Genomic DNA, 23,043 nt, shown 5'->3' on the forward strand with positions numbered 1-23,043 from the left:
ATTAAAGGATCATTATTTCTGTTGCTAGATTGTGATATTGAAGCCAAGAGGAAGATTTGGGGGCATAAGTAAATAAATCTTCTTTGGCTACTTGCGACTGCTTAATCACGGTTGAGCCTTCAATAATAGTGTTGTAAATGTGAAAACTTTTAAATTTTTCTTCAATGTGTGTCATCATACTCTTGTGCACACTTTGGTTTTTATGCACCATGGTAAACACGATGCCTTTAACCGTTAGAGTCGGGTTGATATAAGCACGTACTTCGGCAATCCTGTTAAATAAACTTTCTACGCCGTGATAAGCACTAGCTTCTGGTTGAATAGGTACTACGCAATAACTAGACGCGACTAACGAACAAGTTGTGCAAATGCCTAAACTTGGGGGACAATCAATTAAAATGTAATCAAAAAACTCTTTCACTTCATCAAGCTTCAAAGAAAGTCGTCTGTCTGCTCCAATAGCATTGGCTAATTCAGATTCTTTATAAGCCATTCTGATATCAGAAGGAGCTAAAAATAAACTTTCGGTAATGGGAATAACGGGTAGTTCTGTATTACTCAATAAAGCGTCTATTACCTGACTTTGGGGTTCATGAATACCAAAACACTGGGATAAATTACCCTGCGAATCCATATCTACCATCAATACTTTATTGCCAAGTAAACTTAACGCTTTACCAACATTGATAGTTGTAGTAGTTTTTCCAACGCCACCTTTATGATTTACAATAGAGATAACGGTTGCTTTATCAAACATTGTTTCAGAATAACCATATTGTCTGAGGGCTTCATCGATGGCGGGTAAATGTTTTGTCGGAATATCTTTCTGTTCAGCAAGTGCTTTATGTAAGGTTTTAGAAGGAATCCCAGCTTCTTTTTCAATTTGAGTTAAGTTAAGTGCTTGTTTTGAGCGTAAAAACTTAACAACTTTTTCTTGTGTAATCATTTGTTAGAAGGGATAAAAAATTATCTTTTGTAAATGTAAAAATAACTTTTTTTATCCAAAAATATTTTGATAAAAACTTACTTAAAAATTAAAAGAAATATTGAAAATAGTAATTCTCGTAGAAAAATGAGCTTGGGATGAAGTGAAAAATATGCCGAGTAGGAGGGAGATGTAAAATAAAGCAGGGATTATATTGCCGATTAAACCACATATAAGGCTGAAATCTTTAACAAAGATATTCATTTAATTTTTTATGGGCTTCTCAGGCGTTTAAATTTGAAAAAAAATGATATAAGTTGTTATAAATAAGCAGTTTAACGGTATTTATTGATAGACTATTAAACTGCTTTACTTTTTTGTTTTTTCTTATTGAGTTAAATATTTTCTTTTGTATTCCAACGGAGTGATGCCTGTTACTTTTTTGAAGTGTCTATAAAAGTTGGAAACATTATTAAAACCACAATCAAAACAAATAACTTCTGTAGGGAGCTTATCTTCTACTAAGGCCCTACAGGCATGACTTATCCTGATTTCAATAAGGAAATCATAGTAAGTTTTCTTAGTCATCAATTTAAAATAACGACAGAACGACGTAACACTAAGATTGCTGATAGCAGAGATTTCTTCCAGGGTAATATCCTTTTTATAGTTTGATAACGTATAAGTACACACCTTATTCAAACGAATAGTATCTGATTCGTTTGACTGATAAAAACTATGATCAGTAGCAATGGTAGTATATTCATCTGTTTCAGCAAGAATATTCAGAATAGATAATAATAATATTATACGTTCCAGATTACTTGCCTTGGTTACTTCTAGCATCAACTTGGCTACTTTCTCGCGGGCTTCACCGCCAATCACCATTCCGCTTTTTGCTTTCTCATATAATTTAGGAATCATGTACACTTCTGGCAAAGTCAATAAGTATTTTCCTAAACAATCTGGTAAAAAATGAATGACAATTGCCTCAACACCAAGATTGGGATTGTTTTCAAAATATTCTTCTTTGCATCGCCATGTATGAGGTAGGTTCTCACCGATAAGTACTATTTCACCATAAGAAAAGTTGCTGATATTATCACCAATAAAACGAACGCCCTCACCCTTAATGATATAGTGCAATTCGATTTCTGGATGATAATGCCAGATAGTATCAAAGTTTGGCCTTATATCATGACGAATGCTGAATGAGCTTTCGGGTTTTACAGGAACTTTATGAAAAAGTGGCTTCATTTATAATATATATTTTATTTAAAATAATTTTTTTGATAAAGAGTTGAACTATTATAATGCACAAAGAAAAGAACGAAAATTCCTTGAAATTATGCTTTAATGCATCAAATATAATAATTCGTAGTTAAATTATGACAATATCATATACTAAGTTGGTAAAAATTTACACTAAAATTCCTTTTTGATTGATGAAATTTGTATTCAAATCTAATAATACCTCATTTTCAAAAAAGATAAGATATTATAATGATTACGAAGGATAAACTTATTGTAGCATTTTCTCAGTAAAGTATAAAAGCATTAAAAGTAGAATATATACTTACTGCACAATAGGAATGAGTGTTAGAAAATTGGGGATTTTAAGATTAGCCTGCTTTGAGATAGATTTTTATCTTGAAGAAATCGAGATGATAAATTAGTACAGAAAACAACAGCTTTATCAAATATTAATATGAAAAGAATAGGAAGAAAAATGATGATTTTAATGATGTTGATTACTTCAACATCAACAATGCTTTGGGCTCAGGAGGTACAAACAAAAGAACAAAAAGATGCTAATTACGTAAAAATGATTACTGACCGTGCTGCTAAAATTGTAGCTACCCTTGGCGTAACGAATGCAGAAGCGAGCATCAGAGTAAGAGATATTATCAGTCAGCAATATAGTGATTTAAGTCAAATACATGAAGCTAGGAATTTAAAACTAAAATTAGCCAAGGAAATAGCGAAAGATGATAAAGTTAAAAGTCAGGCCGATATAAAGCAAGCCGAAGCTGACGCTAATGTTGCAATGGATAAATTACATGCAGAATACCTGAAAAAACTATCTAAAGAACTTTCAGCTAATCAAGTAGAGATGGTAAAAGATGGTATGACGTATAAAGTTTTGCCTATTACTTACAAAGGTTATCAAGAGATGCTTCCAAATCTGACTAATGAACAAAAGACGCAGATATTAGCATATCTTACTGAGGCTCGGGAGCATGCCATGGATGCGGAATCGTCAGAAAAAAAACATGCTTGGTTTGGGAAATATAAAGGTAGAATCAACAATTATTTATCAGCTGCAGGGATAGATATGAAAAAAGCAGGCTTAGAATGGGAACAGAGAATAGCGGCTGCAAAGGCATCAAAGCAAAATTAATAGTACTAAGTAAAGGCAAAATATGTTTAATATTATCATAGAAAAAATAGTGCATGATAATATCTCATAATATCTTGAAAAAATTATATACAAAATTAGGCTTTCATTAGCCTAATTTTGATGGGTAATATTTTTATTCATGAGCGCTATAATTTTGCCTTTTTTTGAATATAAATATTTTGTGAAAAAACCACATAAAATTTAGTTTGTCACTCGCTTTAGTAGCAATCAAGTGATTCTTATCATTTTAAAAAAATTAAGATCCCAACGTAATTATGGAATTATTTTTACAACCACAGCCTAATTTGGTAAAGAGGTCATTGATGACTTACTCACCAATTTTGGCTTTACTTTTGTTCTCAGGAACATCCTTTGCAACAAAACATAGAGAGGTCGTTTCTTCGACACAATCAATTTCAGTAATTTCTAAAGCAACTACTCCTGTTAAGGGAGTTGTGAAAGATATTTCTGGAGTAGCGATTCCGGGAGTAAGTGTAAGAGTGAAAGGAAGTAAAACAGGTGCAGTAACTGATGCTACAGGTGCTTACCGTTTAGATTTACCTAAAGGGGATGAAACTTTAGTATTTACTTCGGTGGGTCTTAAACCTCAAGAAATAGAAGTGAAGGGCCGTTCAGAAATAAATTTAACGATGGAAGAGGATGTTTCATCATTGAATGAAGTGGTTGTAGTAGGTTATGCACAGCAAAAGAAAATAAACTTAACAGGAGCTGTGGCAGTAATTGATATGAAGGCGATTGAAGATTTACCTGTAGGAAGTTTATCAGCTGCTTTAGTAAGTCAACAGCCAGGAGTAGGGGTATCAGGAGGAACGAGTCGTCCAGGAGATAATGCTTCTATTACTATTCGAAACCCAATATTATTGTCTAAAGATGGAGGGTCGTTACGTCCATTATACGTTATTGACAACGTAATTCGTACGGAAGACGATTTTAACGTATTAGATGTATCCGAAGTAGAAAACATTTCTATTTTGAAAGATGCTGCCGCAGCCATTTATGGAGCACGTGGTGCTTACGGTGTTGTTGTAGTGACGACTAAAAGAGGAAAGACTGGTACACCAAGATTTTCATATAGCACTTCTTATGGAACATCGGATGCTAACTTACCTACCATGATGAATGGTTATGAGCTTGCAACCTACACAAATGACTATAACTTACTGGCTGGGAAAAAAGCTACAGATAATAACTCTGTAATTTATACACAAGATGAATTAGATTATTTCAAAACGCACAGCCAAGATTGGTTAAGCGATGCATGGAAAGCTTCAACAGTGAGCCGTCATGTAATGAATGTGAGTGGGGGTACAGAAAAAGCAACCTATTTTGCGGGGATTACATATAACAACCAAAATGGTAATTTTGATAAAATTGATTTTAACAGATGGACTTTCAGAGCAAGTACAGACGTTAAAGTATCTTCCAATGTAAGAGTTGGCTTGGGCTTATCAGGTGATTTATCTGAAAAGAAAAGATATTTATTGAAACAAGGGGGTTCCGATAATGAAAAAGATTTTAAATCTTTAATTTATGCAGCACCTTTCAGACCTGCGTATGTAGACGGCCTACCATTGAATACTACGGGTGGGGGTTCAACGAGTGAAAACTTTCACTTCTTTGAAGCTCAGAAATCAAACAACTATTTGTTAGCAAAAAATAATGGATTAAACATCAATGCTTATATCGAATATGACATTCCATTCATCAAAGGATTAAAAGCAAAAGCTACTTACAATAGAACATTTGATAATAACTTCGGAAAAGAATTTGGTACAAAATATACCCTTTATAACTTTAATATGTTGGGAACAAACAAACATATTTATGGTGGGGGTGTAAAAAGTACTACCTCAATTAGCAACAGTAACCGTATTTATTTTGCACCAAACTATTCTGATGTATATCAGTTGAATGGTTATTTAAACTACGACCGTACATTTGGTAAACACACGATTTCCGCAATAGCATTATTTGAACAAGCAGAGACTTATTCAGATGGTATCACTTCATACTTAGACAACTTAGTAGATGGTGCACAAGATAATGCTGGATATGCTTTAGGAGGAACAGCTTCAGGTGCTGGTGTAGGAACTATTTCTGAATCTGAATCTGAATCAGGAAGATTATCATTTGCAGGTCGTGTTAATTACACCTATGCTGGTAAGTATTTAGCTGAATTTGCAATTCGTAGAGATGCCTCTACCAACTTTGCTCCAGGGAATCGTTGGGGTACTTTCCCTTCTCTTTCAGTAGGTTGGGTTATTTCAGAAGAACCATTCTTTAAAAACAATGTACGCTTTGTTGATTTCTTGAAATTACGTTTGTCAGGTGGTCTTACTGGTATGGATAACACAAAAGCTTATAACTGGTTGAAAAGTTATAACCTAATCCAGACAGGTAATGGTCCTGTATTTGGTGGAAACCTTGACCGTGCTGGTATCTTCCGTTTGAAAAATGCTATTCCTAACCCAGATGTACAGTGGGATAGCGATACTAAATTGAATGCAGGTATTGATGCTAATTTCTTGAACAATAGACTTTCGTTAGGATTAGATGCATTTTATGATCACCGTTACAATATGCTAGTTACGCTAGCATCGTCTGTTCCTTTGACGGTTGGTGCGGTTCTTCCTTCTGAAAACTTCGCTACAATTGATGGTTTCGGTACAGAGATTTCATTAGGATGGGCTAGTAAAATCAATAAAGATTGGTCATATAAAGTAAGAGGCTTCTTCTCATGGAGTGATAACAAGCAAATTAAAGTGGATTATGACAAAGGGCTTACTGGTACATACCTTGACCCAACAGGAAAATCTACAGACATGGGCTTCCTTGGTCTTCGTAGTGCAGGGATGTTAAGAACTCAGGCAGATTTAGATGCACTTTTAGCTAAATATCCTAATTATACTATTTATGGCACAAAACCAGCCGTTGGTATGATTTATTATGAAGATGTTCGTGGTGCAAAAAGTGCAACAGCTAATCCTGACGGTACGTACTCTTATGCTGAACCAGATGGAAAAATTGATGATAGTGATAGACAATACTTAACCAATAAAAAGGATAACCACTATGGTTTTGGAATGAACTTCACAACGAGTTATAAACGTCTTTCATTCTCGTTAGCAATGGGTGGCTCGTTTGGTGGACAAGATGTTCTTGAATCTGGTGCAAGAGGATGGGGAACTTCAGCACAAGTAACAGCAATTACTAATTTGCCATCAATTTTAACAGACCACTGGACGCCAGAGAATCCTAATGCTAAATATCCTGCACCAAACTATAGAGGTCAAAATAGCTTAGATTCAGATTTCTGGTTTGTTAGCTCATTCCAAATGTCAATTAGAACATTGAATGTATCATATGAGTTGCCAGCTAACTTGCTTAGAAAATTGAATGTTAACGGAGCAAGAGTATACTTAACATCAACAAACCCATTGAACCTATACAATCCTTATACTTATAAGCAGTATTCAGGTTCTTATGATGTATACCCTGTATTACGTTCATTCTCAGTAGGTTTAAATTTGAATCTATAATTAATTACCCCTTTTTTCTTATACAATTGATATATTTTTTATCAATGATATTGAAAACTTAATTATTACAGAAAAATGAAAAAGAAATATATTTTATATACAGCACTTTGTTCAATGCTTGCTCTAGCGAGTTGCGAAAGTGTGTTAGATAAAACCGATTTAGGCGCTGCCTCTCCAGATTTAATTGCAGGAGACTCTGTGTTAGCCAACATTGCATTGAACTATGTCTATAACCAAAATTTACCTGACTGGGGTGGAGTAACAGCAGTCAGTAGTCTTGGGGGCAGCGTTTATTCAGAAGAGTCTTATAACCAAGGAAGTTCTGAAAATAAATATTTAGAAGGAACGCTTACACAAGCAGACGTTTCGGATTTTGGAACGGCATTGAATGCAACCAACAACTATGGAAAAATCAGAACAATCAATTCTTTTCTTTTCGATTTAGGAAATGATAAATTGATGGATAATGGTGCCAAAAACAGATTGTTGGCTCAAGCATATTTTTTCCGTGCTTGGCGTTATTTTGAACTAGTTAAATTGTATGGTGGTGTGCCTTTGGTATTAACCCCTCAAGATGCCGTAGGACAAGAAGCACGTGATGCATCATTTATTCCTAGAAATACAACAACACAGTGCTATAATAGAATAGCGGCAGATTTAGATTCAGCAACGAAATATTTACCAACAGTTTGGCCTTCACCAAGTGCTAACTGGGGTAGAGTTACTAAAGGAGCAGCAGTAGCCTTGAAAGGTAGAGTATTATTGTATGCTGCTAGCCCTCAGTTTAATCCAAACGACGTGGTATCTAAATGGCAAACAGCTTATGATGTTAATAAACAAGCTTATGATGTATTAACTGCGAGTGGCTCAAAACTTTTTGCAGACTATGCTAAAATGTGGTTCACAGAGGTGGGTAATACAGAGGCAGTTTTTTTAACTGGTTATAATACGTCGAACGGAGATCAACAAAAAAGAAATAGCGGATGGGAAGCAAGTACAAGACCAAAATATTCTACTGGTTCAGGAGGGGGGTCAAACATTCCTTCATGGGATTTAGTGAAAGCTTACCCAATGAAAGATGGTAAGAAAGCAGGTGCTTCTACAAAATATACTTATTCAGACCAGCTATTCTATAAAGACCGTGACCCACGTTTTGAGAAAACAATCGCTTATAACGGCTCAACTTGGCCAATGACTAACGTAACTAATAATAGATTATGGACATACCAAGTAGCTGGTAAGAGTATCGAAAATGGTGGAACAAACGGTAGTAATACAGGTTTCTATTGCAAAAAAGCCCTTCAAACATCAGATGTAGCAGGTTCAACGCTTGATGCTTCAAACACTATTTATTCAGGGACAGATTGGATGGAAATTCGTTTTGCAGAAGTATTATTAAACTTAGCAGAAGCTGCGAATGGCGTGGGAAAAATAGATGAAGCTTATACGCAATTGAAAGCTATTCGTGCCAGAGCGGGCATTGAAGCAGGTACTGATGGTTTGTATGGTTTGAAAGCAAATATGACTCGTGCAGAAATGTTTACAGCTATTTTAGATGAAAGACAAATTGAATTTGCATTTGAAGGAAAACGTTTTTGGGATTTGAGACGTTGGAAACTTATCGAAAAAACATTGAACGGTACTAAAGGAACAAAAGTGGTGATAGCATTGAAAACGACAGGTGTACCAGCTGATTTTGCTGCCATTCGTGATGGTTTAAAATTAGATGATATTTATACCAACTATTTTACCGTTACAATAACGCCAAATGCATTAATGACTAGAAATGCGATTGCTTGGAAACCAGAATACTATTATTTTGCTATTCCACAAGCAGCTATCAATAATAATCCATTGATTATTCAAAATAATACTTGGGGAGGATCGTTTGACCCTCTACAATAATTATGGTTAAATCTTGTTGATATTAAAATAAAGGCTTCATTCGAAGCCTTTATTTTTTGTTATATTTGTCCTGCTCTGTCTTGATTATTTCATAAAAAAACAGGATAAAATTGAGATAATATCATACATTAAATTGAAAATTTTTTATAGATAATTATCATTAATTAGTACTAATTTTGGAAATAATATACTTTTTTAGCTAATTATAATTATTGGTTTAGCGAAAGTTTTCATAAACTCAACATGCTTGGTTTTGATAGTCATATGAAGAGGTTTGTAGCTGATAATCAATACTAAATTTATTAACAATCACAGATGAAAAAGATTTCTTTCTCAACAATACTCCGAGTAGTATTGGTTATGCTAACATTACAGCAATCGGTTTTGGCGCAGTATCCTCAAATTCCAGCCGATATCCAAAAACAAAGCGACTCGTTACTTAATGCAAGTAGAAAACAATCTGATATTGCTTGGCAAAAGGCTTTGCCTATTATTCAGAAAGAATCGCGTGAAGGTAAACCGTATATTCCTTGGGCTGCTCGTCCTATTGATTTACCGCAAGCAAGTATTCCTGCGTTTCCAGGTGCTGAAGGTGGTGGCGCTTACTCTTTTGGTGGTCGTGGCGGAAAAGTATATGTCGTAACAAGTCTTGAAGATAATGGTCCAGGTTCTTTGCGTGAAGCGTGTGAGCAAGGTGGTGCAAGAACAGTTGTTTTCAATGTGTCAGGTATTATTCGTTTAAAAACACCGCTTATCATTCGTGCTCCTTACATCACAATCGCAGGTCAAACAGCTCCGGGCGACGGTGTGTGTGTGGCGGGTGAGTCTGTTTGGATTAATACACACGACGTAGTAATTCGTTTTATGCGTTTTAGAAGAGGAGAAACCAATGTTGGCCGTAGAGATGATTCAATCGGAGGAAATCCAATTGGTAACATCATGATTGACCACGTTTCAGCAAGTTGGGGCTTGGATGAAAATATGTCGATGTATCGTCACATGTATAATGATAGTACTGGTAAAATTGAAGACAAATTGCCTACTGTCAATATTACCATTCAAAACTCAATTTTCTCGGAAGCATTAGACACTTGGAATCACGCTTTTGGAAGTACATTAGGTGGTGAAAACTGTACGTTTATGAGAAACCTTTGGGCAGATAATGCTGGTCGTAATCCTTCAATCGGATGGTTTGGTATTTTCAATTTTGTAAACAATGTAATGTTCAACTGGGTACACCGTTCGACAGATGGAGGAGACTATCGTGCCATGTATAATATTATCAATAACTATTATAAGCCAGGACCGCTTACGCCAAAGGATTCGCCGATTGGATATCGTATCTTAAAGCCTGAGTCTGGTAGAAGTAAATTAGGCTATTTAACGTTCGGGCGTGCTTATGTGCATGGTAACATTATGGAAGGCAATGAACGCGTAACCAAGGATAACTGGGACGGCGGAGTTCAAGTAGAGAATTTTGCGAATGCAGACAAATATACACCAGATATAAAATGGAATAGTCCATTACCAATGCCTAAGCTAACAATCTTACCTGCAACACAAGCACGTGATTATGTATTAGCCAATGCAGGAGCAATACTACCTATCAGAGATGCTGTAGATACTCGTGTAATTGAACAAGTTCGTACAGGAAAAATTAAGTATACTGAAGGGGTTAAATTACCAGAAACTCAATTTAAGCACCGTCGTTTACCAATTGACTCATACAAGCAAGGTATTATTACTGAAATCAGTCAAGTGGGTGGATACCCTGAGTATAAAGGAGTAGCATACAAGGATTCAGATAATGATGGTATGCCAGATGCTTGGGAGCTAAAAAATGGATTAAACCCTAAAGATGCATCTGATGCAGCCAAAGATAGAAACAAAGATGGTTACACAAACATTGAAGAATATTTAAATAGCGTGGTTACGTTAAAAACGGTAAAACCATAATATTAAAAAAGCTTTAAACATGAGTCATCCCGAATGTTAAAATCACAAAAAAGCGGTCTAAATTAGTTTTTAGACCGCTTTTTTTGATTGATGGACACCGAATTCCTACTGTTTGAGCGGAGCGAGTTTAGGAATTCTTGATTTTTTTGTTACTTTTTGCATCAAGGCAAAAAGTAAGGACGGGTATAACTCCAAAAATCTTTGAAATCTTATGAAACTCACTATTCTATTAGAAAATTCAGGATGACTCATGTTTTTTAATAATCCTATAAGAAATTACCCAAAAATACAGTATACAGATGATGTTTTTTCGCTTCTTACTATATATTGATAAATCCGTAATAAAACACTGATTATCAGTATATATTGAAATATTTAAAGAAATTATAGTGAATATAAGATGAACTTGGAAAGTAATAACACTTAGTTTTGACCTGATTTATAGGGTTCTTGTACAAGAAAGGATTTGATAATATTGTATAATAGCTTGAGAAAATGATATAAATACATGAGATTGATTCTTTCTAATTTTGTGTTGAGGTATGGAAATAGCAAAAGAATAAATAAAATAAATGATATTCTTTAAGGATGAAATGATTATTCTTGACTTTAAGTGCTTAATTGTAGTTGAATTTTAAAAGGATTGATTGGTAGAAATTACCAAATGAATATGGTGAGTTTAATAAAGAAAATAACATTTGTATGCCTTACTGTTTTATTGAACAGTATCCAGCTTTCTGCTCAGAAAGCTAAAGTTGTTAAACCTCTTCCACCTGTTTACCTTGAAGCAAATGCGAAGTTAGGTTACACGCTAGACGAACAGGGAAATCGTATTCCAGATTTTTCATATTGTGGTTATATGGCAGGAGAAGAAGCCATTCCCAATGTAGCTATAAAAGTTATTGTTCCTGTAAAAACTGGTAATGCGACGGTTAGGATACAATCTGCTATTGATTACGTGGCTACTTTAACGCCAAATAAAGATGGTTTTAGAGGAGTAGTTTTATTAGAAAAAGGCATTTATGAAGTAGCAGGTAATTTAAAAATCAATACCTCTGGAATTGTATTGCGTGGAAGTGGAATGGGAGAGGGGGGAACAACTATACTAGGAAAAGGAGACATTCGTGAAACGTTGATTACTGTTGCAGGGAAAAACGATAAAGTATTAGAGGCCGCTGTAAAAGTTATAGATACTTATGTTCCTGTAAATTCATCGAAAGTAAAGGTTGAGGCAAATGGTCATTTCAAAATAGGAGATAAAGTAATTGTTCATAGACCTTCTACCAAAGAATGGATTGAAAAATTAGGAACAGAGCATTTTGGTGGTGGAGTAACAGCCTTAGGATGGAAAGCTGGACAAAGAGATATTTTCTGGGATAGAACAATCGTTGCTGTTAATGAGAATGAAATTATATTAGACGCACCCATCACTACTGCCTTGGATGCTAATTATGGTGGTGCTTATCTTTCAAAATATAGTTGGAATGGCAGAATTGCACAGGTTGGCGTAGAAAATCTAAGGTTAGCATCTACCTATGATTTAAATAATCCAAAAGATGAAGACCATCGCTGGGGGGCAATTTCATTTGAAAATGTTACTGATGCTTGGGCTAGACAAATTGTATTCAAACATTTTGCAGGTTCGGCTGTGAATATTTTAGAAACGGGTAAACGCATTACTGTTGAAGATTGTCAGTCACTAGCGCCGATTTCAGAAATCGGTGGGCAGCGTCGTTTCACTTTTTTTACTACAGGTCAACAGACGCTCTTTCAAAGATTATATTCAGAATTTGGGTATCATGATTATGCCCTTGGTTTTTGTGCTGCAGGACCAAATGCTTTCGTACAATGCGAAGCGCATTTACCTTTTAGTTTTAGCGGAACAATTGATAGTTGGGCTTCGGGAGTTTTGTTTGATGTAGTAAATATCGATGGACAAGCATTAAGCTATACTAATCGTGGGCAAGATGGACAAGGAGCAGGGTGGACTGCCGCCAATTCTGTTTTATGGCAGTGTTCGGCTTCAAGAGTCGATTGTTTTCAAGCTCCTACTGCACAAAACTGGGCTTTTGGTACATGGTCACAATTTACTGGAAATGGCTATTGGGATATGTCTAACGAACATATTAACCCCCGAAGTTTATATTATGCACAACTAAAAGACCGTATCGGTAGCAAATTAGGCAATAGAGCTATTTTGCTACCAATACCATCTGAGGCATCTAGTAGTCCAAAAGTTGAAGTAGCCATGTCTTTGACCGAACAGGCAAAGAAACCTGCCCAAACATTACAAGAATTTATTACACAAGCAAAAGACAGAGAGGAGATTCCTACTCAAGCAAATGTGCCAACGATTGACCAACTTGGTATTAAAAAAGCTACGTCAATTACTAAAGCAGAGGCCTTACAAATTACCAATGGTTGGCTGGTGCGTGGAAAAGAAGTAGTAACTGGAAGAAAACAAGAAGTGCCTTGGTGGTCCGGGAGTGCTAGACCTTATGGATTAGAAAATGCGAAAGCCCATATTACTCGTTTTGTACCAGGACAAACAGGAAAAGGTTTGACGGATAATCTGGAAGAGTTAACAGATTGGATGAAAACCAATAACATAAAAGCTATTGACCATAACTACGGTCTTTGGTATGAGCGTCGTCGTGATGATCATGAGAGAATCCGTAGAATTGATGGCGATGTTTGGCCTCCATTTTATGAATTACCTTTTGCTAGAAGTGGAAAGGAAACAGCTTATGATGGGTTGAGCAAATATGACTTGACGAAATATAATAAATGGTATTGGAACAGATTAAAACAATATGCTGATTTAGCAGACCAGAAAGGATTGTTGCTAATTCATCATAATTATTTCCAACACAATATCATCGAAGCAGGAGCGCATTATGCCGATTTCCCTTGGCGTCCTGCTAATAATATTAATAATACTGGTTTTCCTGAACCAGTGCCTTATGCAGGCGACAAACGAATTTTTATGGCAGAACAGTTTTATGATGTTTCAAATCCTATTCGTCGAGAAATCCATAGAGCATATATACGTAAGTGTCTCGATAATTTCAAAGATAATACTGGTGTCATTCAATTAATCGGTGCTGAATATACGGGACCACTACATTTTGTTCAGTTCTGGATTGATGTTATCAAAGAATGGGAAAAGGAGACGGGTAAAAAGGTAATTGTTGGGTTAAGTACGACAAAAGATGTGCAAGATGCGATTCTAGCTGATGTTGAAAGAGCGCCTGTAGTTGATTTAATAGATATACGTTATTGGCATTTTCAAGCGAATGGAAATGCTTATGCACCCTTGGGAGGACAAAATTTAGCACCTCGTCAACATGCTCGACTACTAAATCCTAAAAAGAGCTCATTTGAACAAGTATACCGTGCTGTAGATGAATACCGACAAAAATTTCCAGAGAAAGCTGTAATATATTCAGCAGATAGTTTTGATGCGATGGGTTGGGCAGTGTTGATGGCAGGAGGTTCTTTGGCAAATATCCCTGTAGTTGAGAATCCACAATTTTTACAAGATGTTAGCTCAATGAAGCCTTTTGAATTAATGGACAAAACAGCGAGTCAATGGGCATTAGGAAATCCAGAGAAAGGCTTTATCATTTATAATGACCCACAAAATGTTATTAAACTTGACTTGACTCAACAAAAATCAACCTTCAAAGTAAGTTATATTAATCCGAAAACGGGACAAATTAACAAGCAAGAAGATAAAGTAAAAGGAGGGAAACTTATTCAACTAAAAAATAAATCATCAGAAACAGAGGTGATTTGGCTCAGAAAAATATCATGAAATACAATGCTATGCATAAAGGTTTAATCATCGTTTTTTGTTGTTTGATAGCTATGGCTTCATGCAAGCCAGTGAAAGAAGTGGGGCAATTGCCAGACTTGAAAGTATCTACAAATGGAAGATTTATTGCCACAAAAGATGAAAAACCATTTTTTTGGTTGGGAGATACAGGCTGGTTATTATTCAATAAATTGACTCGTGAAGAAACCGAAACGTACCTTGAAGACAGAAAGCAAAAAGGCTTTAATGTTATTCAAGTAATGGTTTTACATACTGTTGAGGCTGTGAATGTATATGGTGATTCTGCCTTGGTAAAAAAAGATGTAGCTAATCCTAAAGTGACAGAGGGCAATGATTTTGCGAATGCTGAACAATATGATTTTTGGGACCATATAGATTTTGTAATCAAAAAAGCTGAGGAAAAAGGTATCTATATGGCATTAGTACCTGTTTGGGGTGGTAATGTAAAAGCAGGTCATGTTTCACAAAAGCAGGGCGAAAAATATGCTGCATTTTTGGCAAATCGTTATAAGAATCAATCAAATATTATTTGGTTGAATGGGGGTGATATTAAAGGAAGTGACTCTTTGGCTGTGTGGAAAACCATTGGAAAAACTATTAATGAGATTGATGATAAACATTTAATTACTTTTCACCCAAGAGGAAGAACATCTTCGTCTGACTGGTTTCATAATGAAAAATGGCTAGACTTCAACATGGTGCAGTCGGGGCATAAATCTTATGAACAAGATACTTCTGCGAATGAAACACGTCATTTTGGGGAAGATAATTGGAAATTTATCAATGATGATTATCGTTTAAAACCTACCAAACCTACGATTGATGGTGAGCCATCTTACGAAGGTATTCCACACGGATTACACGACTCGTTGGCTACAAGATGGACAGCCGACGATGTACGTAGATATGGCTATTGGTCAGTTTTGGCGGGGGCTTTTGGATACACTTATGGACAAAATGAAGTGATGCAAATGCATAAAGGATTTTCAGCATCTACTTCTTTTGGACCAAGAGAAAAATGGTCGGTTGGGATGAAAGCATTAGGTTCAAGCCAGATGATTCATTTAAAAAACCTGATGCTTTCTAAAGATTTTTTTGATTTTGTTCCAGACCAAAGTTTGATACTTGATCAAGGAGTAAGGTATAATTATCTATTGGCCACAAAGTCGAAAAATACGGTATTAGTATATACGTATACAGGCAGAAATTTCAAAGTAAGCATGGGTAAAATAGCAGGCGATCAAGTGAAGGCATCTTGGTATAGTCCACGAGATGGGAAAAGTATTGAAATAGGAGTACTCGAAAACAAAGGAGAACAAACTTTTAATCCACCAGCGGAACCAAAAGACGGAAATGACTGGGTATTGGTATTAGATTCAAAATAGGCCTTTCATGAAAAAAATAGTTGGAATATTATTGCTCAGTCTTTGCTTGGGGTCATGCTCGAAAGAGGTATATATGTTTAGTTCATTTCATGAGCCAGCAACTGATGGATTACGATTTCTATATAGCGAAGATGGTTACAAATGGACAGATATGAATCATGTCTTTTTGAAACCAACTATTGGAAATCAAAAAGTAATGCGTGACCCATCCATCGTTCAAGGGCCAGATGGCACTTTTCATTTAGTTTGGACGAGTAGCTGGAAAGGGGATAAAGGCTTTGGTTATGCTAGTTCAAAGGATTTAATCCATTGGTCTGAACAAAAAATGATACCAGTCATGGAACATGAACCTACTACTGTAAATGTATGGGCTCCTGAATTATTTTATGATGACGAAACCAAACAGTTTATTATCATCTGGGCTTCGTGTATTCCGTTTCGTTTTCCAAAAGACCAAGAAGCAGAAGATAATAATCATAGAATGTATTATACGACTACGACAGATTTTAAAAACTTCTCGCCGACTAAATTATTAATTGACCCAAAGTTTAGTGTGATAGATGCGGTGATTGTAAAACGGAAGGCAAAAGATTATGTATTAGTTTTAAAAGACAACACTCGTCCAAATAGAAACATTAAAGTAGCTTTTGGCGAAAGTGCCATTGGACCTTATACCAATGTTTCAGCACCCTTTACGAAAAATTTTACAGAAGGACCAAGCGTAGAGAAAGTAGGGAATGATTGGTTAATTTATTACGATTCGTATCACGATAAAAACTATGGTTCGATGAAAACGAGTGACTTTAAAAATTTTACAGAAGTATCAGCACAAACTGCTATTCCTGAAGGACATAAACATGGAACCATTTTTAAAGTTAAAAAAAGCATTTTTAAATCATTACAAAAAGAGGTTCAGCCAACCAAACAATAGCCAGATAAATATGAATCAATTAAAATATATACTAAGTTGTTTGTCTATCGTCTTGAGCTTTACAATTGCGAAGGCTCAGGATACAGTGCGTTATACTGGAGAAACACTTTCAAATGTAGATTATCATCACGGACAACTAAGTCCTGCGGTTGGCGTACACAATATTCAGGTATTTCATGCGAATAGAGAAAATCCTGTATTAGCAGGAGGTAATAATTGGACGTACAATCATGCACCAATGTTAGCATATTGGAACAACACTTTTTATTTACAATACTTGAGCAATCCGTCAGGAGAACACATTCCACCGGGACAAACCCTATTGTTAACCTCAAAAGATGGCTATCATTGGTCGACCCCAACGGTTATTTTTCCACCTTATAAAATCCCAGACGGTTGGACAAAAGCAGGATATAAAGGGGTTGCCAAAGATTTATATGCCGTCATGCACCAACGAATGGGCTTTTTTGTATCCAAGAAAAAACGTTTATTGACGTTAGCTTACTATGGCATAACGATGGATGCAAAAGATGACCCTAATGATGGGAAAGGTATTGGAAGGGTAGTGAGAGAGGTTTTGGGAGACGGTAAATTTGGAGAAATATATTTTATTAGAAACAATGCTTCATGGGATAAAAGTAAATCTATTTATCCTTTATATACAGCCAGTAAAGACAAAGGATTCATAGAAGCTTGTGACGAATTATTGGCTACCCCTTTAATGATGCAACAATGGGTAGAAGAAGCCGATAGAGATGACCCTTTGATTCCTCTGAAAAGAGAAGCCAAAGCATTTAGTTATTATCATTTGCCTGATAATAGGGTAGTAGGGTTATGGAAACATGCCCTTACTTCAATTAGTACGGACGAAGGCAAAACTTGGCAGTATAATCCATTAAGAGCGCCAGGGTTTGTAAATAGTAATGCCAAAATTTGGGGACAAAAAACATCGGATGGTAAATATGCTACCGTGTATAATCCTTCTGAATTTCGCTGGCCTTTGGCTGTTTCTACTAGCAAGGATGGCTTAAATTATACTAATTTATTGTTGGTCAATGGTGAGATTTCTTCGATGCGTTATGGCGGAAACTTTAAGTCTTATGGACCGCAATATGTGCGTGGAATCATTGAAGGTGATGGCGTAGTGCCTGATGGAAATATGTGGCTTACCTACAGTATGAATAAAGAAGACCTTTGGGTTAGTAAAGTACCAGTGCCTGTAACCGACGAAGTAAAAAACCATGTTAACGAAATTTTCGCTACCATGAAAAATGGCGAGGAGCTAAAGTATTGGAATATTTTCAGCCCTATTTATGCCCCTGTGGCTATCGAAAAAATTGGTGATGGTTCAAAAGCATTGGTTTTAAGAGATAAAGATAAATTTGATTTTGCCAAAGCTGAAAGAGTCATTCCAGAATCTAAGAAAGTAGCTGTAGAGTTTACCATTATTCCTCAACAATCAGATAAAGGACTATTGCACATAGACTTTGTAGATGCCAAAGGCACACCAGCAGTAAGATTAATATTTGATGCTGATAGTGCTTTTAAAGCCAAAGTGGGTTACCGAAATTCTGGTATCATGAAGTATGAAGCTGGGCAAGAATATGCTATTAGAATAGAGTTGGATAGACACAAACGAATGTTTAACGTGTTTGTAAACGGACAAAGCAAAGGAACTAAACTCTTTTTTGCGCCAGTAGCATCATTTAAAAGAGTCATATTCAGAACGGGTGAAATTCGTCGTTTCCCTGATTCAGATACTCCAACAGACCAAAGTTATGATTTGAAAAATGCAGGAGAATTAGACAAAGAAGCAGTTTTCATCATCAAATCATTCAAAACAAGTGCTTATTAGTTATGTTCAAAAACATTCTTATATATTTTATTTTTTGTCTGCTAACCATCAATGCTCAAGCACAAATTGTGTTGCCCCGCATTTTGGGACATAACATGGTTTTGCAACAAAATAAACCCTTGACAATCTGGGGGAAGGCTTCTGTAGGAGAAAGAGTAAATGTTCAGTTTGCAGGACAAGATAAAACAGCTTTTGCAGATGAAAATGGAAAGTGGGCAGTGGTATTGAAACCCTTGAAGGCATCAAGTACTCCTGCTGAACTCATTATCACTGGAAAGAATACTATCAAACTTCAAAATATTTTGGTAGGTGAAGTGTGGCTATGTTCGGGGCAATCGAACATGGAATATACTATGCGAAAAAATAGCAAAGTAAAAAGGTCAAACATAGCAATTGAGAATCCTGTAGATGAACTAGATTTTGCTAAAAACCCTCTCATCCGTATTTTTTCAGTCAATCGTAAAGAATTAATTAAGCCAGATTCATTGCATCGTGGTTGGAGTATTGCTAAAGATTCTGCACTACGTTCATTTTCAGCGGCTGCCTATTTCTTTGCCAAAGAATTACATAAGAACCTAAATGTCCCAATCGGGATGATATCTTCGGCTATTCCTGGCAGTAGGATAGAGCCTTGGATTTCGGAAGAAGCATTTGCTGAATCTGAGTATTTTAAAGGGCAGAAAGTAGAAGGCGAGCCTGCTAAATTTTTTGAACCGATGATTCGCCCATTAATCCCATTTGCCTTAAAAGGCTTTTTGTGGTATCAAGGCGAAACGAATTGTTTTTTAACGGAAACGACAGAATATACTCAAAAATTAACAACATTAATCAATAGTTGGAGGGAAGCTTGGGGAGATAAAAAAATGCCTTTTAACTATGTTCAAATTGCCCCTCATACTTATTCGGAGTCAAAAGGGAAATTGGTATTAACCAGAGAAACTTTGCCAGAATTCAGAGAGGCTCAGACCAATGTGTTGAAAGTTCCCAATACTGGAATGATTATTACCACAGATTTGGTCGATAGTATCAAAGACATTCATCCTCCTTATAAATGGGAAATTGGAAGACGTTTAGCCCTTGTCGCTTTGCATAACGACTATGGCATGAAAAGCATAGTAGCCTCAGGTCCAGTATTTAAGAAAATGAAAATCAAGGACGGCGTAATTCGGTTAGATTTTGAAGAAATAGGAAGTGGCTTAATCAGTAAAGATGGAAAAGCTTTAACTAATTTTCAAATTGCTGGTGAAGATGGAAATTTTGTAGATGCACAAGCTATCATCAAGGATAATAAAGTATTGGTTTCCTCATCAAGTATTTCAAAGCCAGTAGATGTACGTTTTGCTTGGGATGAAGCTGCTCAACCCAATTTATTTAATCAAGAAGGCTTACCTGCCCGTCCTTTTAGAACAAAGTAATAATGAAGATTACCTTTTTAACCATATTTTTTTGCTTGACTTCTTGGCTTGTTCAAGCACAAGAAACACAGAAATTGTATTTATCTGGAACAGGAAATGATAAAACTGTTAACTGGGATTTTTTCTGCACGGCAGGGAGAAATTCAGGAAAATGGACGACTATTCCTGTACCTTCTAACTGGGAATTGCAAGGTTTTGGAAAATATAATTATGGTTTTGCCAAAGACAGTTCAAGAGGAAAAGAAAAGGGGCTTTATAAACATACTTTTACTGTCCCTACTACTTGGAAGGGAAAAAGTATCAACATTGTTTTTGAAGGAGCAATGACAGATACAGAAGTGAAAATTAATGGTAAATCTGCGGGTGCGATTCACGAAGGTTCTTATTATGCTTTTCGCTACGATATTAGTACGTTGGTAAACGTTGGAACAGAAAATCTTTTAGAAGTAACAGTATCAAAACACTCAAACAATGCTTCTGTCAATGAAGCGGAAAGAAAAGGTGATTTTTGGATTTTTGGAGGTATTTTTCGACCAGTGTATTTAGAGGCTTTGCCAGTACAACACATCGAAAGAGTAGCGTTGGATGCTGATGCACAAGGGAATTTTAAGGCAAATGTTTACTTGAAAAATAGTCAGCTCAATCAAACCGTTTCAGCACAAATTTATACACTCGACGGTAAGAAAGTAAGCTTGCCAATAACAGCGAAAACTACGAAAGGAGATGGTACAGTAGTCTTAAAAACGTTTGTAAATAATCCTCTTGTATGGTCATCTGAAAAACCGAATCGTTATAAAGTAATTGTAAGCCTGCTTGACCAGAACAAAGTTGTTCATACTGTAGAAAAGAAATTTGGATTTCGTTCAGTTTTAGTAAAGCAAAGAGACGGTGTATACGTAAATGGAAAAAAAATTAAGTTTAAAGGAGTAAATCGTCACTCTTTTTGGCCTACTTCTGGTAGGACTACTAGCAAGGACATCAGTGTACTGGATGTGAAGCTGATGAAAGACATGAATATGAATGCCGTTAGGATGTCACATTATCCACCAGATGACCATTTTTTAGATGTTTGTGATTCCTTAGGGTTATATGTGATGGATGAATTGGCAGGTTGGCATGGCAATTATGATACGCCAACAGGAACCAAATTATTGAAAGAATTAATGGTGCATGATGAAAACCATCCTGCTGTTATTTTTTGGATTAATGGTAATGAAGGCGGACATAATTATGAATTAGATGTAATTTTTCCACAAGAAGATATTCAAAAGCGTCCAGTGATTCATGCGTGGGAAGCTTTTGCAGGGTTTGATACCCAGCATTACCGTGAATATAATTATGGCATTGGGAATTACGATAATGGGCATAACATTGTAATGCCAACAGAGTTTTTGCATGGAATGTACGATGGTGGTCATGGAGCAGGCTTGGAAGATTACTGGGAAAAAATGTGGGTAAGTCCTTTGTCAGCAGGCGGTTTCCTTTGGGATTTTGTAGACCAAGGTATTGTAAGAACTGACAAAAATGGCATATTGGATACCGACGGTAATCATGCAGCAGATGGAATAGTAGGACCTTATCGTGAAAAGGAAGGAAGCTATTTTACCATCAAAGAAGTATGGAGTCCCATAAAGTTTGAAGCTAAAGAAATTACACCTGCTTTTGATGGTGTATTGAATATTGAAAATCGCTATTCATTTTCTAATATCAATGAATGTACTTTCACTTGGAAGTTAAAACAATTTGATAATAAAAATCTAATAGAAAAATCGGGGTCTATTGTTCCTTCTAATATTAAACCATCTGAAAAAGGAAGCATTAAATTATCCCTTCCGACAGATTGGCAAGCTTATGATGTGCTGTATGTAACAGCCAAGGATTTTAATAACCAAGAAATTTTTACTTGGAGTTTCAAGATTTCTTTGCCAGAAAAAATAGCCAAAACTATAATAAAGACTGATGGAAATGAAAAAGCGAAGCTTGTAGAAATAGATTCTCTTTACACCATTTCAGTAAAAGATTTAGCAGTATCGATTAATAAGTTTACAGGAATTTTACAGAAAGTACAGAATAAACAAGGCATTATTCCTTTTAATAATGGTCCCATTGTGCAAGAAGGGGCTACTAATTTTAGAAACTTCGCTTACCAATTTGAAAACAATAATTTAGTCATTACATCCACTTTCGATAGGAAAAATAGTTATAATACTTTGCAGTGGACAATTTATCCATCTGGCTGGATAAAAATGAAAGTCAATTATTTTCCAGGGGATTACTTTACTAACTTTTTTGGTGTGAATTTCTCCTTTCTTGAAACAGCCATTAAAGGAGTAGAATACATGGGAAATGGCCCTTTCAGGGTGTGGAAAAATAGGATGAAGGGAAATCAATTTGGGGTTTGGCAAAAAGAATATAATACTACCGAAACAGGAGAAATTCCTTTTATCTATCCAGAATTTAAGGGATATCACTCAAATATGTATTGGTGTAAATTTATAGGCAAAGAACAAAATTTTACTGTTGTTACCGAAAATGAAGATATTTTCTTCCGTTTGTTCACACCAGCTTTCAAACAAGACCCTTATAAAAATTATCAAATCAATTTTCCAAACGGGGATATTTCATTTTTACAGGGTATTGCAGGAATTGGTTCAAAAACCAACAAAACGGAAAATTCTGGTCCGATGGGCATGAAAAATATTTATTACGATTACGAAAAAGAACCAGCTAGAGCCAAAGAATTGATTTTATACTTTGACTTTTCGGGAAATAAGTAGAATAATAGCATTGTCTATTGTAAAATAAACCATTAAATATGCAAATTTGATTGGAAATTCGACAAAAAGTATGATTATTTGTAAATTTTAGAAGC

Annotated in this window: 12 protein-coding genes; 10 read left to right on the forward strand and 2 right to left on the reverse strand. The window is 35.7% G+C overall.

Features of this window, described 5'->3' with window-relative positions; translation table 11 throughout:
• Position 1: 1 nt before the first annotated feature.
• Together AC1RNE_RS20765 and AC1RNE_RS20770 are read right to left on the reverse strand one after the other, a co-directional pair.
• A complete protein-coding gene (locus AC1RNE_RS20765) occupies positions 2–946 on the reverse strand; it encodes a ParA family protein (RefSeq protein ID WP_492803804.1) in 945 nt (314 codons plus the stop codon).
• A gap of 366 nt (positions 947–1,312) precedes the next feature.
• On the reverse strand, positions 1,313–2,182 hold the full coding sequence (locus AC1RNE_RS20770) for an AraC family transcriptional regulator (protein ID WP_492803805.1): 870 nt from the start codon (positions 2,180–2,182) through the stop codon (positions 1,313–1,315).
• Positions 2,183–2,633: 451 nt separating this feature from the next.
• Here AC1RNE_RS20770 and AC1RNE_RS20775 point away from each other — a divergent pair, with 451 nt between their 5' ends.
• From AC1RNE_RS20775 to AC1RNE_RS20820, 10 genes are all read left to right on the forward strand, one after another.
• Complete coding sequence (locus AC1RNE_RS20775; protein WP_492803807.1) at positions 2,634–3,326, forward strand: DUF3826 domain-containing protein; 693 nt, start codon at positions 2,634–2,636, stop codon at positions 3,324–3,326.
• 275 nt (positions 3,327–3,601) lie between these two features.
• Entirely contained in the window at positions 3,602–6,886 is a 3,285-nt protein-coding gene (locus tag AC1RNE_RS20780) for a SusC/RagA family TonB-linked outer membrane protein (RefSeq protein WP_492803808.1), read from the forward strand.
• Between the two features lie 75 nt (positions 6,887–6,961).
• A complete protein-coding gene (locus AC1RNE_RS20785) occupies positions 6,962–8,791 on the forward strand; it encodes a RagB/SusD family nutrient uptake outer membrane protein (protein ID WP_492803810.1) in 1,830 nt (609 codons plus the stop codon).
• A 315-nt stretch (positions 8,792–9,106) separates the two neighbouring features.
• On the forward strand, positions 9,107–10,747 hold the full coding sequence (locus AC1RNE_RS20790; protein WP_492803811.1) for a polysaccharide lyase: 1,641 nt from the start codon (positions 9,107–9,109) through the stop codon (positions 10,745–10,747).
• A gap of 670 nt (positions 10,748–11,417) precedes the next feature.
• A complete protein-coding gene (locus AC1RNE_RS20795) occupies positions 11,418–14,564 on the forward strand; it encodes a DUF6298 domain-containing protein (protein WP_492803812.1) in 3,147 nt (1,048 codons plus the stop codon).
• Positions 14,561–15,970: a glycoside hydrolase family 140 protein gene (locus AC1RNE_RS20800; protein ID WP_492803814.1), complete on the forward strand. Its 1,410-nt coding sequence runs from the start codon at positions 14,561–14,563 to the stop codon at positions 15,968–15,970. The genes AC1RNE_RS20795 and AC1RNE_RS20800 overlap by 4 nt, the downstream gene beginning before the upstream one ends.
• Positions 15,971–15,977: 7 nt before the next feature.
• The gene (locus tag AC1RNE_RS20805) at positions 15,978–16,901 is read left to right on the forward strand and encodes a glycoside hydrolase family 43 protein (protein ID WP_492803815.1); all 924 of its coding nucleotides are present in this window, start codon (positions 15,978–15,980) and stop codon (positions 16,899–16,901) included.
• Positions 16,902–16,911: 10 nt separating this feature from the next.
• Positions 16,912–18,756, forward strand: coding sequence for an exo-alpha-sialidase (locus tag AC1RNE_RS20810; RefSeq protein ID WP_492803817.1), 1,845 nt, complete (start codon positions 16,912–16,914; stop codon positions 18,754–18,756).
• Between the two features lie 2 nt (positions 18,757–18,758).
• On the forward strand, positions 18,759–20,171 hold the full coding sequence (locus AC1RNE_RS20815) for a sialate O-acetylesterase (RefSeq protein WP_492803818.1): 1,413 nt from the start codon (positions 18,759–18,761) through the stop codon (positions 20,169–20,171).
• Between the two features lie 2 nt (positions 20,172–20,173).
• Positions 20,174–22,948, forward strand: coding sequence for a glycoside hydrolase family 2 protein (locus AC1RNE_RS20820; protein ID WP_492803819.1), 2,775 nt, complete (start codon positions 20,174–20,176; stop codon positions 22,946–22,948).
• Positions 22,949–23,043: the final 95 nt, after the last annotated feature.

It is taken from the genome of Arcicella sp. GW822-FHT02H01, from assembly GCF_058802005.1.